At 71.9% G+C, this 15,727-nt stretch carries 10 protein-coding genes; 7 read left to right on the top strand and 3 right to left on the bottom strand.

The window, feature by feature from the left end; all coding sequences use genetic code 11:
• Nucleotides 1-157: 157 nt before the first annotated feature.
• Entirely contained in the window at nt 158-1,420 is a 1,263-nt protein-coding gene (locus tag ACVGV2_RS16505) for a neutral zinc metallopeptidase (RefSeq protein WP_459163259.1), read from the bottom strand.
• A gap of 169 nt (nt 1,421-1,589) precedes the next feature.
• Between ACVGV2_RS16505 and glgP the strand changes: the two genes are divergently transcribed.
• Entirely contained in the window at nt 1,590-4,145 is a 2,556-nt protein-coding gene (gene glgP / locus ACVGV2_RS16500; protein WP_459163258.1) for an alpha-glucan family phosphorylase, read from the top strand.
• Between the two features lie 86 nt (nt 4,146-4,231).
• On the opposite strand, the gene ACVGV2_RS16495 is transcribed toward glgP, so the two are convergent.
• On the bottom strand, nt 4,232-5,389 hold the full coding sequence (locus tag ACVGV2_RS16495) for a hypothetical protein (protein WP_459163257.1): 1,158 nt from the start codon (nt 5,387-5,389) through the stop codon (nt 4,232-4,234).
• A gap of 217 nt (nt 5,390-5,606) precedes the next feature.
• On the opposite strand from ACVGV2_RS16495, the gene ACVGV2_RS16490 reads away from it, so the two are divergent.
• From ACVGV2_RS16490 to hrpA, 4 genes are all read left to right on the top strand, one after another.
• Complete coding sequence (locus ACVGV2_RS16490) at nt 5,607-6,371, top strand: ABC transporter ATP-binding protein (RefSeq protein ID WP_459166025.1); 765 nt, start codon at nt 5,607-5,609, stop codon at nt 6,369-6,371.
• Between the two features lie 72 nt (nt 6,372-6,443).
• Nucleotides 6,444-7,226, top strand: a complete 783-nt coding sequence (locus ACVGV2_RS16485; RefSeq protein ID WP_459163256.1) for an enoyl-CoA hydratase/isomerase family protein — start codon at nt 6,444-6,446, stop codon at nt 7,224-7,226.
• 24 nt (nt 7,227-7,250) lie between these two features.
• Nucleotides 7,251-8,441, top strand: coding sequence for a THUMP-like domain-containing protein (locus ACVGV2_RS16480; protein WP_459163255.1), 1,191 nt, complete (start codon nt 7,251-7,253; stop codon nt 8,439-8,441).
• Nucleotides 8,442-8,716: 275 nt separating this feature from the next.
• Nucleotides 8,717-12,655, top strand: coding sequence for an ATP-dependent RNA helicase HrpA (gene hrpA, locus ACVGV2_RS16475; RefSeq protein WP_459163254.1), 3,939 nt, complete (start codon nt 8,717-8,719; stop codon nt 12,653-12,655).
• 102 nt (nt 12,656-12,757) lie between these two features.
• Here the strand turns inward: hrpA and ACVGV2_RS16470 are convergent, their stop codons facing one another.
• On the bottom strand, nt 12,758-13,606 hold the full coding sequence (locus tag ACVGV2_RS16470; RefSeq protein WP_459163253.1) for a DegV family protein: 849 nt from the start codon (nt 13,604-13,606) through the stop codon (nt 12,758-12,760).
• A 311-nt stretch (nt 13,607-13,917) separates the two neighbouring features.
• Between ACVGV2_RS16470 and ACVGV2_RS16465 the strand changes: the two genes are divergently transcribed.
• Both ACVGV2_RS16465 and ACVGV2_RS16460 read left to right on the top strand, forming a co-directional pair.
• Nucleotides 13,918-14,697, top strand: coding sequence for an electron transfer flavoprotein subunit beta/FixA family protein (locus ACVGV2_RS16465; protein WP_459163252.1), 780 nt, complete (start codon nt 13,918-13,920; stop codon nt 14,695-14,697).
• A gap of 33 nt (nt 14,698-14,730) precedes the next feature.
• Entirely contained in the window at nt 14,731-15,690 is a 960-nt protein-coding gene (locus ACVGV2_RS16460; RefSeq protein WP_459163251.1) for an electron transfer flavoprotein subunit alpha/FixB family protein, read from the top strand.
• The last annotated feature ends 37 nt before the right edge of the window (nt 15,691-15,727 follow it).

The raw sequence follows: 15,727 nt of genomic DNA, 5'->3' as shown, positions 1-15,727 counted from the left end.
CGGTCCGGCCCGGCCGGACGTGAACGTGGCAGCCCCAACACTGGCGTCTTCCCTACCTGCCGCAGTGGTCCGTCACCCGCGCGCACGCGGAACGCGGGAAAGCCTAACGGGTCGGCTCGGGGGCGCTGCGCGAGATCGACGAGTCGGCCACGCGCCCTCAGCGGCACGCTGCCTCGCCGCCGCGCACACCCGCGCGGAAGGCGCCGAAGCGCGCGAAGGCGGTGGGGCCGCCCTCCTGCGGGGCGCGGCCGAACGCCTCCGCGTCGAGCACGGCCTCGACCGCCTCATCGGCATCCGAGCGGGTCAGCTCACCGCGTTCGGCGAGCTGGGCGGTGTACGCCCCGGTCAGGCACATCTCCGGCCGGGTGGGGGCGGCCGGTCCCGGCGCGTCCGCTCCGGAGCCGGCGCCGCGCAGCGCGGCTCGTGCGTACCGGGCGGCGAGCACCGTTTCCACGGCCTGGTCACCGATGTCGTAGTGCAGTTCCGCCAGCATCGGCCGCCGCACCACCACGTGCGGGGCCTCGGTGCAGTAACCGCTGGGGCCGGTGGCGGCGCAGTCGGACCGGTTCTCGGGCAGCGGACGCGGCGGCGCGGCGCGGAACCGCCCACCGCTCACCTCGCCGAAGAACTCCGCAGGGCGGGAACCCCGGAGCACCTCGTGCAGCGGGCGCGGCTGCTGCTCCCCGCTGCCGAGGGCGCGCGGCTGCGCACCGCCGCAGGCGCTCGGACCGTCCCGGTAACCCGCGTGCAGTGCCGCGACCCGGGTGAAGGCGTCGCCGTGCGCGGACTGCCCACCCGCGGAGTCGCGGAACACCAGCAACGCGCGCGGTGCGGCGTCCAGCTGCTCGTCGGTGAGGCGCAGGCGCTGGCTGTCGCCGTCGTGCACCCACCGCAGGAACGCGCCGGCCTGGCAGTCGGCCATGACCTCCAGCGAACGGCGCGGCAGGTCGGCCCCGGCGGAATCCAGACCCGCGCGCCGCTGCACCGCGTGCCCGACCTCGTGGGCGAGCACGGCCGCCACGGCCGCCTCGCCGTAGCGGTCGCGCAGCACCGGCAGCAGTGCCGAGCGGTCCCACACCACCGTGTCCGCCTCGGCGCAGTAGTAGGCGCTGCCCTCCACCTGATCCAGGTCCCCGGCGCACGGCGGGAGGTCGCGGCCGCTGCCGGTGGTGCTGACCGCGCGGAAACCGCGCAGGTCCCGCCACGGCTCGCCGTGGATCTCGCCGAACCGCTGCGACCAGTAGCGCTGGGCTTCGGCCGCGACCGTGGCCGCCAGCGCGTCGGTGCCGCCGGGCTCCTCGGACGCGCCGCGCACGAAACCCGGATCGACCGGGTCGGTGACCATCGACTCCGGCTGCGGGCCCTGGGTGCACGCACTCAGCAACCCGAGCACCGTCAGCAGCACCAGCACTCCGCGCACCCGGGCAGCTTCTCAGAAGCGCTGCGGGGGCGCGTGCGCGGCTGCGGCGTTGCCCGGGGTGGCGGCGTTGCCCGGGTGGTGGCGGCGGTGAGCACGAGCAGCGCCGCGCGAGCGGGGTGCCTGCGGACCGGGGTTTCGCGTTCGCGACGACGAGATATGGTCCTGCCGCGTGAGAGCAGTCCACCGATTCACCGTGCGCGCCCACCTGCCCGAGGCGCTGGGCGCCCTGCGCACGCTGGCGACGAACTTCCGCTGGACCTGGCACCCGCCGACGCAGGACCTGTTCGCCGCGGTGGACCCGCGGGTGTGGAACGAGGTCGGCGGTGATCCGCTGCGGCTGCTGGCCGAGGTGCCCGCCGAGCGGCTCATCCAGCTGTCGCACGACGAGGACTTCCTCGCGCGCACCCGCGCGGTCGACGACGACCTGCGCAGGTACCTGTCGGTGCCGCGCTGGTACCAGCAGCGGCTCGACGAGGGTGCTGCGCTGCCCCGGTCGGTGGCCTACTTCTCGATGGAGTTCGGGCTGCACGAGACGCTGCCGAACTACTCCGGCGGGCTCGGCGTGCTCGCCGCCGACCACCTCAAGTCGGCCTCGGACCTCGGCGTGCCGCTGATCGGGGTGGGGCTGCTCTACCGCTCCGGGTACTTCCGGCAAGCCCTCTCGGCGGAGGGCTGGCAGGTCGAGCACTACCCGGTGATCGACCCGCGGGGCCTGCCCCTGGAGCAGCTGACCGGCCAGGACGGCGAGCCGATGCGCGTGCGCGTGGCCATCCCCGCGGGGCGCGTGCTGCACGCGCGGGTGTGGAAGGCCAGCGTCGGGCGGGTGCCGCTGCTGCTGCTGGACAGCGACGTCCCGGAGAACGACGAGGATCTGCGCGGCACCACCGACCGGCTCTACGGCGGCGATGCCGAGCACCGCGTCCGCCAGCAGATCCTCGCCGGCATCGGCGGTGTGCGCGCCGTGCGGGAGTACTGCGCGGCCACCGGGCATCCGCATCCCGAGGTGTTCCACACCAACGAGGGGCACGCCGGGTTCCTCGGCCTGGAGCGCATCCGGGAGCTCACCGACGACCCGGGGCTCCGGTTCGACGAAGCGGTCGCCGCCGTGCGCGCGGGGACCGTGTTCACCACGCACACCCCCGTCGCCGCGGGCATCGACCGGTTCCCCGTGGAACTGGTGCGCCGGTACTTCGACGACCGGGCGGAGGAGCCGCTGCTGCCCGGTGTGTCCGCCGACCGCGTGCTGCAGCTCGGTGCCGAGGAGAAGGAGGGCATGTTCAACATGGCGCACATGGGCCTGCGGCTGGCCCAGCGCGCCAACGGCGTGTCCGAACTGCACGGCAAGGTCACGCGGAAGATCTTCCACGGGCTGTGGCCGAGCTTCGGCGTCGAGGAGATCCCCGTCCGCTCGGTGACCAACGGGGTGCACGGGCCCACCTGGTCCGCGCGGGAGATCGGCAAGCTCCTCGGCGAGTCCGAAATGGACAGCGGTGCGGGACTGCGCGGTGTGGAACCGGTCAGCGACTCGCTGCTGTGGGAACTGCGGTGCTCGCTGCGCCAACGCATGATCGAGGAAGTGCGCCGCAGGCTGCGCCGCTCGTGGCTGGAGCGCGGTGCTTCGCACCTGGAACTGGGCTGGTGCGACTCGGTTTTCGACCCGGACGTGCTCACCATCGGCTTCGCCCGCCGCGTGCCGACGTACAAGCGGCTGACGCTGATGCTGCGCGACACCGACCGGCTGCGGCGGTTGCTGCTCGACGAGCACCGCCCCGTGCAGGTCGTCGTCGCAGGCAAGTCGCACCCGGCGGACGAGGGCGGCAAGGCGATGATCCAGAAGATCGCCCGGTTCGCCGATGAAGCCGACGTGCGCCACCGCATCGTGTTCCTGCCCGACTACGACATGTCGCTGGCCCGCTACCTCGTCTCCGGCTGCGACGTCTGGCTGAACAACCCCGTGCGCCCGCTGGAAGCCTGCGGCACCTCCGGCATGAAAGCGGCGTTGAACGGCGTGCTCAACCTGTCCGTGCGGGACGGTTGGTGGGACGAGATGTTCGACGGGCACAACGGGTGGGCGATCCCGAACGCCGACGGTGTCACCGACCCCAACCGGCGCGACGACCTCGAGGCCGAAGCGCTGTACGAACTCGTCTCCGAACACGTGGCACCGATGTTCTACGAGCGCAACTCCGACGGCGTGCCCGGCAAGTGGATGTCGATGGTGCGGCACACCCTCGGATCGCTCGGCCCGCGCGTGCAGTCCTCCCGCATGGTGCGCGAATACGTCGACCACCACTACGGACCGGCGATCCGCTCGGTGCGCGCGATGTCGGCCGACGGCTACCGCGGAGCGAAGGAACTCGCGGAGTACCGCGCGAAACTCGACCGCTCCTGGGACTCCGTGCGCGTGCGCGACACCGAGATGATCGTCGCCGACGGCGGCGCACCGCTGCTCGGCGGCCGGATGACCGTGCGCGCCCGGGTGGATCTCGCCGGGCTCGACCCTTGCGACGTGGACGTCGAAGTCGTCGTCGGCCGGGTCGACGACGACGACGGCCTGCACGACTTCGTCACCGCATCCATGCGCTGCACCGGGCAGGATCACTACGAGGCGGAGGTGACCCTGCCGCACGCCGGGCCCGCCGGCTACACGGTGCGGGTGCTGCCGAAGCACGCGCTGCTGTCCGGCTCGGCCGAACTCGGCAAGGTGGTCCTCGCGGACAAGTGACGGCCCGCGGTCGGGACGGCGTCGGGTCGTTCCGCCCGCTGCGGGTGGTGGTCGGGTGCTCGAGGCACCTCCTGCGCAGCTCCCGTTCAGCTGATGTCGAGGCGTTCGCGGGTGCTGCGCACGCGCGGCCACCAGGCAGCGTCGTCCTCGGCCAGTCGCAGAGCCCGCCGCGCGGCCGCGTGGTCGCGCCGCGCCATGCGGGCGCGCGCCAGGGTGGCGTGGTCATCGGCGCGGGTCAGCGGCGACGTGGTGAACTCGGCGCCGAGCAGTGCCAACCGCTCGGCCTCGAAGTGCTGCCCGTTGAGCAGCGCGAACACCGCGCGAGTGCCGCACAGCTGCAACTCCGGATAACCCAGGCGGACCGCGTCGCGCAACGCGTCCCGCGCGGTCGGCAGCAGCTGCTCGGCGGGGACCGCCCCGGCCTCCACCGCCGAAACCCCGGCGCCCGCCAACCCGGCCAGCAGCTGCGCCATCTCCCGCGGCGGTCTGTCCCCTTCGGACAACCGGCCGAGCAGGAGCAGCGCGCCCTGAGCCGGTTCGCCGCGCGCCTCGGCGAGCGCGACGCGGCACCACAGCGCGGTGTCGAGATCCGGGTGCTCCGCGGCGAGCCGGTCCGCCCGCCGCTGCGCCTCGTCGAGCTCGCCGGAGTGCAGCGCGTCGTGCACCGCCCCCGCCAGCGGCGAGGCGCGGAACTCGGAACGCCGCGGCTCGGGCATCCGCGGCAAACCGATCAGCAGCCACCCGGTGGACGTGACCAGCGCCCCTCGGCGGGGGACGAGTTTCGCCACCATCATCGCCGTGCCCGCCACCGCGAACCCCCGTCCGAGCGGTGCGCCGAGCGCCCACCAGGACGCGGCCGCCACGGCCGTTCCCGCCAGCGCCGACAGCGCCCCGGCCAGCCAGCTGCGCAGGACGGCCGGCGAGCGCCACGGTCCGATCTCGGACTCCACGGACACCGGCAGCGCCCGCACGGTGAGCGTCGTGCGCCCGATCCGGCGGCGCAGCAGGGCGCGCCGCGCGCCGATCACGACGTGCCGGACGCGCAGCCCGAACAGCCCGGCACCGAGCAGCAGGCCGAGCTGCGTGGCCAGCGGAACCGCGAGCACGCCGAGCACCGCGCCGCACAGCGCCCCGGCCACGCCCGCGATGCCGGTGCCCAGCAGCAGCTCGGCACCGGTCAGGACGGCCGCGGTGAGCAGCGGCGCGGTCGTGCGGGGTGAAAGCAGGGATCGCAGGAGGCGCACGGAACGGGAACGGTACGCGATCACCGCGCCGCCGTGTGCCGATCCCGCCGACCGGCCGGCGGGCGCGGCCCCGTGGACGTCGCGGCGAAGCCGGAGGCGACAATGGCCCGCGGAACGCGGCGGCGGTCGGTCACCGACCGGGGTCGAGGACGCGTCGGCGCGGGCGCCGCATGGCCGAGCACACGGGGAGGTTGACGTGGACGACCTGGTCATCCGGATGGACGGCGTCGGCGTGCGCCGGGGCGGCACCGACCTGCTTGCGGACGTGAACTGGTCGGTGGAGCTGGACGAGCGCTGGGTCGTGCTCGGGCCGAACGGCGCCGGCAAAACCACGCTGCTGAACCTGGCCAGTGCCGGGACGCACCCGAGCACCGGAACCGTCGACCTGCTCGACGAGCGGCTCGGCCGCACCAACGTCTTCGAACTGCGCCCGCGCATCGGCCTGTCCTCGGCCGCTCTGGTGGGGCGCATCCCCACCGACGAGGTGGTGCGCGACGTCGTGCAGAGCGCCGGCTACGCGGTGATCGGGCGCTGGCGCGAGGAGTACGAGGACGTCGACACCGAACGCGCCCGCGAACTGCTGGACGTGCTCGGCATCGGGCACTTGGCCGAGCGCACGTTCGGCACGCTCTCCGAGGGGGAGCGCAAGCGCGCCAGCATCGCGCGGGCGCTGATGACCGACCCGGAGATGCTGCTGCTCGACGAGCCCACCGCCGGGCTCGACCTCGGCGGCCGCGAGGATCTCGTGGCGCGGCTGAGCGCGCTGGCCCAGGACCCGGAAGCTCCCGCGTCCGTGCTGGTCACGCACCACGTGGAGGAGATCCCGCCCGGTTTCACGCACGCCCTGCTGCTGCGTGACGGCGGCATCGTCGCCCAAGGCCTGCTCGACGACGTGCTCACCGAGGACAACCTGTCGAAGACCTTCGACCAGGATCTGCGGCTGCAGCGCGCCGGGGACAGGTTCTTCGCCTGGCGGCGGTGACGGCTCCCGTGAATCCGCCGCGCGCGGTAGCGTTCCGCCGGAACCGTGTCACGGCGACGAGGAGGAAACCCCGTGGGCGAGCTCATCAACCTCGAAGTGGAGGGCGCGGTCGCGACCCTGCGCCTGAGCCGACCCCCGATGAACGCGCTGAACCGGCAGATCGAAGGGGAGCTCCGCGAGGCCGCGGAGGAAGCGGCCGAGCGCGCGGACGTGCGGTCGGTCGTCGTCTACGGCGGGGAGAAGGTGTTCGCCGCCGGCGCCGACATCAAGGAGATGGCCGACATGTCCTACGCGGACATGTCGGAGAAGGAGAGCTCCGGCCTCTCGCGCGCGATCACCGCTGTCGCGCGGATTCCGAAGCCGACGGTGGCCGCGCTGACTGGCTACGCACTGGGTGGCGGCCTCGAACTGGCACTGGCCTGCGATCGCCGCGTCGCGGCGGACGGCATCCAGGTCGGACAGCCCGAGATCCAGCTCGGGGTGATCCCCGGTGCCGGCGGGACGCAGCGCCTCGCACGCCTGATCGGCCCGAGCAAGGCCAAGGACATCATCTACACTGGACGCTTCGTCGGGGCTGACGAGGCGTTGTCGCTGGGTGTGGTGGACCAGCTGGTGCCCTCCGGTGAGGTGTACAGCACAGCGCACGCGTGGGCCGCGCAGTTCAGCAACGGACCGGCGCGCGCGCTGGCCGCGGCGAAGCAGGCGGTCGACGGGGGGCTCGACGTCGACCTGGACAGCGGTCTGCGGCTGGAAACGCAGTTCTTCGCCGGGATGTTCGCGACCGAGGACCAGAGCATCGGGATGCGCTCGTTCCTGGAGAACGGTCCGGGCAAGGCCGAGTTCCGCGGACGGTGAGGAGCACGTGCGGGTGAGCGGGCTGTGGCGTACGAGTTCGACCTGACCGATGTGCACTACCTGCGCACCGCGGACGGACAGCGCGCCGTCGCCGGGCTCGACGCCCGCCCGCTGACCGCGGCCTCCCGCATGGACGACGTGGCCGCCGCGCGGGGCCTCGCCGGTGAGCACGCCGGCGCCGCGCTGGAAACCGCCGTGCTGCGGCGCCGCGCCGCCGACAAGCTCGACCGCGCGCAGCATTTGCTGCTTGCCGACGCGGCGCTGCAGCAGGCCACGCCGAGCGCGGTGGCGCGGCACCGGGCCCGCCGGCTGGCCGGTCGCGACGTGCACGACGTGACCTGTTCGATCGGTGCCGACCTGGTGGAAGCGGCGGCTGTGGCGCGGCGCTGCCTCGGCTCCGACCTCGATCCGGTGCGGTTGGCCATGGCCGCGCACAACCTGCAGGTGCACGGTGCGGCCGCCGGCCTCGCCCGCGCGGACGCGCTGCGCCCGGTCAGCACCGGCACCACCGTCCTCGCCGACCCGGGCCGGCGGGACGGTGCCGGGCGGCGCACCTGGGACCCGGCCGCGCTGCAGCCGCCGCTGGACGAGCTGCTGGCCACCTACGCCGGACGTGACCTGGTCGTCAAGACCTCGCCCGGAATGGATTTCGCCGCCGTGCCGGAGGGTTCTGAGGTCGAGGTCGTGTCCTGGCGCGGTCAGGCGCGCGAAGCGACCGTGTGGCTGGGCGAACCGGCCGCGGCCGGTGTGCGCCGCCGGGCGAGCGTGCTCGCTCCGAAGGCCGCCGGCGGTGCCGGTGCGGACTGGGAGGTCACCGACGCCGAGGACGACGACTGCCCGGTGCGGGACGTGGGGGAGTGGATCGTCGAGCCCGATCCGGCCGTGGTGCGCGCCGGACTGGTCCGCCAGTACGCCGCACGGGCGGGGCTGGGCCAGTTGGACCCGCGGATCGCCTTTCTCACCGGGGATGCTCCCGTGCCGGGCACGCGCGCGTTCCGCGTGCTCGACCACGGCCCGTACCGGGAGAAGAGCCTGCGCTCCGCACTGCGCGAGCACGACGTGGGCAGTCTGGAGATCCTCGTGCGCGGGGTGGACGTGGACCCCGACGCGTTGCGCAAGCGCCTGAAACCGCGCGGAGACCGCCCCGCGACGGTGGTGCTCACGCGCATCGGGGACGCCGCCACGGCCTGCATCTGCCGTGCCGAGTGGACGTGAACCGAGGCGCGTTTCGACGTGACGAGCCGCACAGCAGGACCCGCGGCGGCCCCGGCGGGGAGAACGTTTCTCGAGAAAAGTCGCCGACTTTTCTCGAGAAACGTACACACCCCTGGTCAGGTGGGGTGCAGCCGGGAGCTGCCGCCGGAGCGAGGACGTGGGGATCGAACCGCCCGCCGCGTGCGGGCTTGCTCTCTTCCGCACGGATGTGCAGGGACTCCTGCACCCGGTGTTCGTGGGCACGCGCTCGCGGGGCGCCTATCCTGGACCCCGGTATGGAAACCTCGGCCGCCACCACCCCGTCCCTGTCCGAACTGCGCGAACGCGTCGGCGAACTGATGACGCGGGACCAGCAGCGCCTGCGCAAGCGGTTGGACGGCGCGCGCAAGATCCGCGACGACCGGAAGCTGCGCCCCGTCCTCGGCGAGATCGCCGCGGACGTGGCCGAGTCGGAGCAGCGGTTGGTGCGGCGGCGCGCCCGCGTTCCCGAGCTCGACTACCCGGAGGAACTGCCGGTCAGCCACCGCCGGGCGGACCTGCTCGAGACGATCCGGGACAACCAGGTCGTCATCGTCGCCGGTGAGACCGGTTCGGGCAAGACGACGCAGCTGCCCAAGATGTGCCTGGAACTCGGCCGCGGCGTGCACGGGACGATCGGGCACACCCAGCCGCGCCGGATCGCCGCGCGCACCGTGGCGCAGCGGGTGGCCGACGAGGTGGACAGCGACCTCGGTGACACCGTCGGCTACCAGGTGCGGTTCACCGAGCGCGCCGGCGAGGACACGCTGGTCAAGGTCATGACCGACGGCATCCTGCTGGCCGAGATCCAGCACGACCGCATGCTGCGCCGCTACGACACGATCATCATCGACGAGGCGCACGAACGCGGGCTCAACGTCGACTTCCTGCTCGGCTACCTCAAGCAGCTGCTGCCGAAGCGGCCCGACCTGAAGGTCATCATCACCTCGGCGACGATCGACCCGGAGCGGTTCTCCCGCCACTTCGGCGACGCCCCGATCATCGAGGTATCCGGACGGACGTACCCGGTGGAAGTGCGCTACCGCCCGCTGGTGGACGACTCGGACGCCGACGAGGACGTCATGCGGGACCAGACGCAGGCGATCAGCGACGCCGTCGACGAGCTCACCGCCGAAGGTCCCGGTGACGTCCTGGTGTTCCTCAGCGGTGAGCGGGAGATCCGCGACACGGCGGAAATGCTGCGCGGGCGGGAACTGCCGAACACCGAGATCCTGCCGCTGTACGCGCGGTTGTCGATGGACGAGCAGCGCCGGGCGTTCGCCCCGCACTCCGGGCGGCGCATCGTGCTCGCGACGAACGTGGCCGAGACCTCGCTGACCGTCCCCGGTATCAAGTACGTCATCGACCCCGGCACGGCGCGGATCTCCCGCTACAGCCACCGCACGAAGGTGCAGCGGCTGCCGGTGGAGCCGATCTCGCAGGCTTCGGCGAACCAGCGCAAGGGGCGTTGCGGCCGCGTCTCCGCGGGCATCTGCGTCCGGCTGTACTCCGAAGAGGACTTCCTGGCCCGGCCGGAGTTCACCGACCCGGAGATCCTGCGCACCAACCTCGCTTCGGTGATCCTGCGGATGACTTCGCTGGGGCTGGGCGATGTGGAGTCCTTCCCGTTCGTCGAACCGCCGGACCGGCGGCAGATCACCGACGGGGTGCAGCTGCTCAACGAGCTGGGCGCGCTGCGGCAGACCAACAGCGGTGGCCGGAAGCTCACCGACGTGGGCCGCAGGATCGCCGAACTGCCCGTGGATCCGCGGCTGGCGCGGATGGTGCTCGAGGGCGAGAGCAACGGATGCCTGCACGAGGTCCTCGTCATCACCACCGCTCTGTCCATCCAGGACCCGCGGGAACGTCCGGCGGAACAGCAGGAAGCGGCCGACTCCAAGCACGGGCGGTTCAACGACGAGGAGTCCGACTTCCTGTCCTACGTGCACCTGTGGCGGTACCTGCGCGAGCGGCAGCGGGAACTGTCCGGCAACCAGTTCCGCAAGCGGTGCCAGGCGGAGTTCCTCAACTACCTGCGCGTGCGCGAGTGGCAGGACCTGTACGGGCAGCTGCGCCAGCTGGTCAAGGGCATGGACATGTCGCTGAACGACCAGGACGCCGATGCCGAGCGGGTGCACCGTTCGCTGCTGGCCGGGTTGCTGTCGCACGTCGGCGTGCAGGACGTGGAGAAGAAGGGTTCCCAGCGCAAACGCGGTCCCCGCGAGTTCCAGGGCGCGCGCAACACGCGCTTCGCGATCTTCCCCGGGTCCGTGCTGGCGAAGAAGCCGCCCCAGTGGGTGATGGCGGCGGAACTGGTCGAGACCACGCGGCTGTGGGCGCGCACGTGCGCGCGCATCGAACCGGAGTGGGTCGAACGGATCGCCGGCGACCTGGTCAAGCGCAACTACAGCGAGCCGCACTGGGAGAAGCGCCAAGCCGCGGTCATCGCCTACGAGAAGGTCACGCTGTTCGGTCTTCCGCTCGTCGTCGGCCGCAAGGTGAACTACGGCAGGATCGACCCGCCCGTGGCGCGCGAGTTGTTCATCCGGCACGCCCTGGTGGAAGGTGACTGGGACACTCGGCACGAGTTCTTCCACCGCAACCGGGAGACGTTGCGGTCCGTGGCGGAGCTGGAGGATCGCGCGCGGCGCCGGGACATCGTCGTCGACGACGAGACGCTGTTCGACTTCTACGACCGCCGCGTCGGTTCGGAGGTCGTGTCCGGGCGGCATTTCGACACCTGGTGGAAGAAGATCCGCCGCAGCCAGCCGGATCTGCTCACCTTCGACCGCTCGATGCTCATCAACGCCGGTTCGCCGGAGATCACCGAGTACGAATATCCGAGCGCGTGGCGGCAGGACGGGCACGAGTTCCGACTGACCTACCAGTTCGAACCGGGCGCCGATGCCGACGGCGTCACCGCGCACATCCCGCTGGCCTCGTTGAACCAGGTCGACGGCAGCGGTTTCGACTGGCAGATCCCCGGCCTGCGCGAGGACCTCGTCGTCGCGCTGCTCAGGGCGCTGCCGAAGGACCTGCGCCGCAACTTCGTCCCGGCGCCGGACTACGCCCGGGCGCTGCTGGACCGGATGCGCCCGTTCGACGGTGCCCTGGTGGACGCGCTGAGCTCGTGGCTGCGGCAGATGACCGGGGTGCTCGTACCGCGCGATTCGTGGGATTTCGAACGCGTGCCGGAGCACCTGAAGATGACCTTCCGCGTCGTCGACGACGACGGCGAGACCGTTGCCGAGGGCAAGGACCTCGCCGCGCTGCGGCGGGAACTGGCGCCGGCGGTGTCCGCCGAGCTGTCCGCGGCCGCCGACGAGATGCAGCGAAGTGGACTGTCCCGTTGGGACTTCGGGGAACTGCCGGGAACTTTCGAACAGCAGCGGGACGGCCACCGGGTGCGTGCTTACCCGGCGCTGGTTGACGAGGGCGACACGGTCGGGGTGCGCACGTTCGGCACGGAGGATGAGCAGCGGCGGGCGCACGCCGTGGGGCTGCGCCGGCTCGTGCTGCTGAACGTGCCCTCGCCGGTGAAGTCGTTGCAGAAGGGCATGTCGCCCACGCAGCGGTTGGCGCTCTCCGGGGGTCCGCACCGCGGACTGGAGGAGTTGATCGGCGACTGCGTGCGCTGCGCGGCCGACCGGATCATCGCCGAGCACCGCGAACCCGTCGCCGACGAGGACTCGTTCAACCGGCTCGTCGGCGTGGCGCGCTCCCAGCTCGGTCCCGTCGCCGCGGGGATTATGTCCACTGTGGAGAAGGTGCTGACCGTGTTCGGCCGGGTTTGCGCGCAACTGGACGACGCCCCGGCCGGGGCTCGGCGGGAATCGTTGGACGACATCCGCGAGCAGCTGAACTCGCTGGTCCACCCGGGATTCGTCGCCGGGACCGGCGCGGCGCGGCTGAACGATCTGGTGCGCTACCTGCTCGCGGTGGAGCAGCGGTTGGAGAAGCTGCGGTACCACCCGGTGCGCGATCTGGAGTGGATGGACGAGATCGATCCGGTCCGTGCGCGGTACGAGGAACTGCTCGACGCGGCGCGACGAGGCGAGCAGGCGTGGGAATCCGTGGTTCCGATCGGCTGGATGCTGCAGGAACTGCGGGTGAGCGTGTTCGCGCAGAACCTCGGCACGGCGCACTCGGTGTCGGTCAAGAGGTTGCACCGGGCCATGGACAAGGCCGCCGGCTGAAGCGGGCCGCCTCGCCGAACCCGGTGCGGCAGGGGTGGACGTTTCTCGAGAAAAGTCCGCGACTTTTCTCGAGAAACGTCCACCTCCCCCTTTCGCCGCGGGTCAGCGCTCGGCGGGGGAGACGGTGACCCCGATGGAGCCCGGTCCGGTGTGCGCGCCGAGGATCGCGCTGGTTTCGGTGATGCTGACGCGGCGCGCCAGCGGGACTTCCCGCTGGATCCGGTGCAGGAGTTCCTGGGCGTCCTCGGGGCTGGTGAAGTGCTCGACGCCGATGTCGACCGGGCGCCTGCCCGCGTGTTCCACGGCGGTGCGCACCATCTTGCGCAGCGCGCGGTCGCGGCCCATGCCTTGGAGCTGCTTGTCGATCACGCCGTCCTTGACGGCGAGCACCGGTTTCACCGACAGGGTGCTGCCCAGCCAGGCCTGGGCGCGTCCGATGCGGCCGCCGCGTCGGAGGTGCTCGAGGGTGTCGACGTACAGCAGCTGCATCGAGTTGCGCATCCGGTAGTCGAGCACGTCCATGACCTGCATCGCGTCGCAGTCGCTGCGGGCGGCTTCGGCGGCGGCGATGATGCTGTAGCCGAGGCTCATGCCGACCAGCCGCGAGTCGACCACGTACACCGGTACGCCCACTTCCTCGGCGGCGATGCGGGCGGAGGCGCAGGTGTCCGAGAGCTGCTCGGAGATGTGCACCGACAGCACCGCTTCGGCGCCGGTGGCCTCGGCGTCCGAGTAGTTCCAGAAGAACGCCGGCGGCGGGGGTTCCGAGGTGCTCACCGGGATGCCGTCGGTCATGGCGCGTGCGAGGTCGGCGTGCGGCACGCGGCGCTCGTCGTTGCTTTCCCCTCCCACGGTGAGTTCCAGCTGCACCGGTGAGATGCCGAGCTGGTTCGCCGTTTTCGGCGGGATGGAGGCGGTCGAGTCGGTAACGACGGCGACGCGTTGGTTCATACCAACAGGTTAATCAGGCGCGAGGATTTTCGTCCGGGCCCGGGTGGATGCGCTTTCGCGACCGAGGCACAGTGAGGTAGGAAGCAGTAGTGAACGCTCGTTTACCCGGTGGCGCGCCCGTCGTTTCCCGGGAGGGTGAGTACCGTCACGTCCACCACCTGCTGGCGGATGTGCTACTGATAAGTAACATTCTTGGTGGTTGACAGCACCGGCGCTTCGCCCCGGCGGAGCGGCGGATCATCGTCCCGGCCGCTCGGCCGGGACGCGCAGAGCACCAGCGTCGGTAGTCCGCGGGAGGTCGAAGAGGGCCCATGAACATTGTTGTCCTGGTGAAGCAGGTGCCCGACACGTATTCCGAGCGGAGGCTGTCGGCGGATCACACGTTGGACCGGGAGTCCGCGGACGCCGTGCTCGACGAGATCAACGAGCGTGCGGTGGAGCAGGCCCTGCAGGTGAAGGAGGCCCACGGCGGTGAGGTCACCGCGGTGTGCATGGGCCCGGAGCGGGCCGGTGAGGCCATCCGCAAGGCGTTGTCGATGGGGGCAGACAAGGCGGTGCACGTCTCGGACGAGGCGCTGCACGGTACGGACGCGCCGGCCACGGCGCGGGTGCTGGCCGCGGCGGTGGGCACCGTCGAGGACGTGGACATGGTCGTGGCGGGCAACGAGGCCACGGACGGTCGCGTCGGTGCGGTGCCGGCGATGGTGGCCGAGCTGTTGGGCTGGCCGCAGCTGACGTTCGCCCGCTCGGTCGAAACCGACGGGGCGCAGGCGAGCATCGAGCGCGAGACCGACGCCGGGGTGAGCACGGTGCGCGCGAACCTGCCGGCCGTCGTGTCCGTCACGGAGAAGATCAACGAGCCGCGGTACCCTTCGTTCAAGGGGATCATGGCGGCGAAGAAGAAGCCGGTGCAGACCGTGTCGCTGGCGGAGGTGGGCATCGACGCCGGTGCGGTCGGGCTGGCCGGTGCCGGCACGACCGTGGTCTCCTCCGCGCCGAAGCCGCCGAAGGCCGCCGGGGAGAAGATCACCGATGACGGTGAGGGCGGCGTGCGGCTGGTCGAGTTCCTGTCCGGTCAGAAGCTGGTGTGACACGTCCACGGGTTGCGTGAGGAGGCTTGAATCATGGCTGAGGTGTTGGTCCTCGTTGACCACGTGGACGGTGAGGTCAAGAAGTCCACGGCGGAACTGATGACCGCTGCGCGGCGCATCGGCACCCCGGCGGCCGTCGTCGTCGGTGAGCCGGGCACGACCGGCAAGATGACCGATGCGCTGGCCGCCTGCGGCGCGGAGAAGGTCTACGCCGGCGAGTCCGCCGAGGCGAACCAGTATCTGGTCACCCCGCAGGTGGGCGTGCTGGCCGCGCTGGTCGAGCGCACCTCGCCGGCCGCGGTGCTCGTGTCCGCCTCGGTCGACGGCAAGGAGATCGCCGGACGGTTGGCCGTGCGCACCGGATCCGGGCTGGTCTCCGAGGCCGTTGAGCTCGACGGCGACGGGACCGCGTCGCACTCGCTGTTCGGCGGCACCTACGACGCGGCCTCGCAGGTGGGCACGGGCACGCCGATCGTGACGGTGCAGCCGGGCGCGGTCGACGCGGAGAACACGGCCGGTGCCGCCGTCGAGGAGTCGGTCGAGGTGCCGAGTGCGGACGCGGGCGCCGCCGCCGAGATCACCGGCCGGTCGCCGGCCGAGGCGGGCGACCGGCCGGAGCTGACCGAGGCGAACGTCGTCGTCTCCGGCGGCCGCGGTGTCGGCTCGTCCGAGAGCTTCGCCGTGGTGGAGCAGCTGGCCGACGCGCTCGGTGCGGCGGTGGGCGCCTCGCGGGCGGCGGTGGACTCCGGCTACTACCCGCACCAGTTCCAGGTCGGCCAGACCGGCAAGACCGTCTCGCCGCAGCTGTACCTCGCGCTGGGCATCTCCGGCGCGATCCAGCACCGCGCGGGCATGCAGACCTCGAAGACCATCGTGGCGGTCAACAAGGACGGCGAGGCGCCGATCTTCGAGATCGCCGACTACGGCGTCGTCGGCGACCTGTTCAAGATCGCACCGCAGCTGACCGAGGAGGTCAACAAGCGCAAGGGCTGAGCCGCTCTGGCGGCCCCGGCGGGTCCTGCGGACACCG

Source organism: Bounagaea algeriensis, assembly GCF_054491375.1.
Note: the sequence above shows the minus strand (reverse complement) of the source record. Positions and strands in the feature narration are given on the sequence as shown.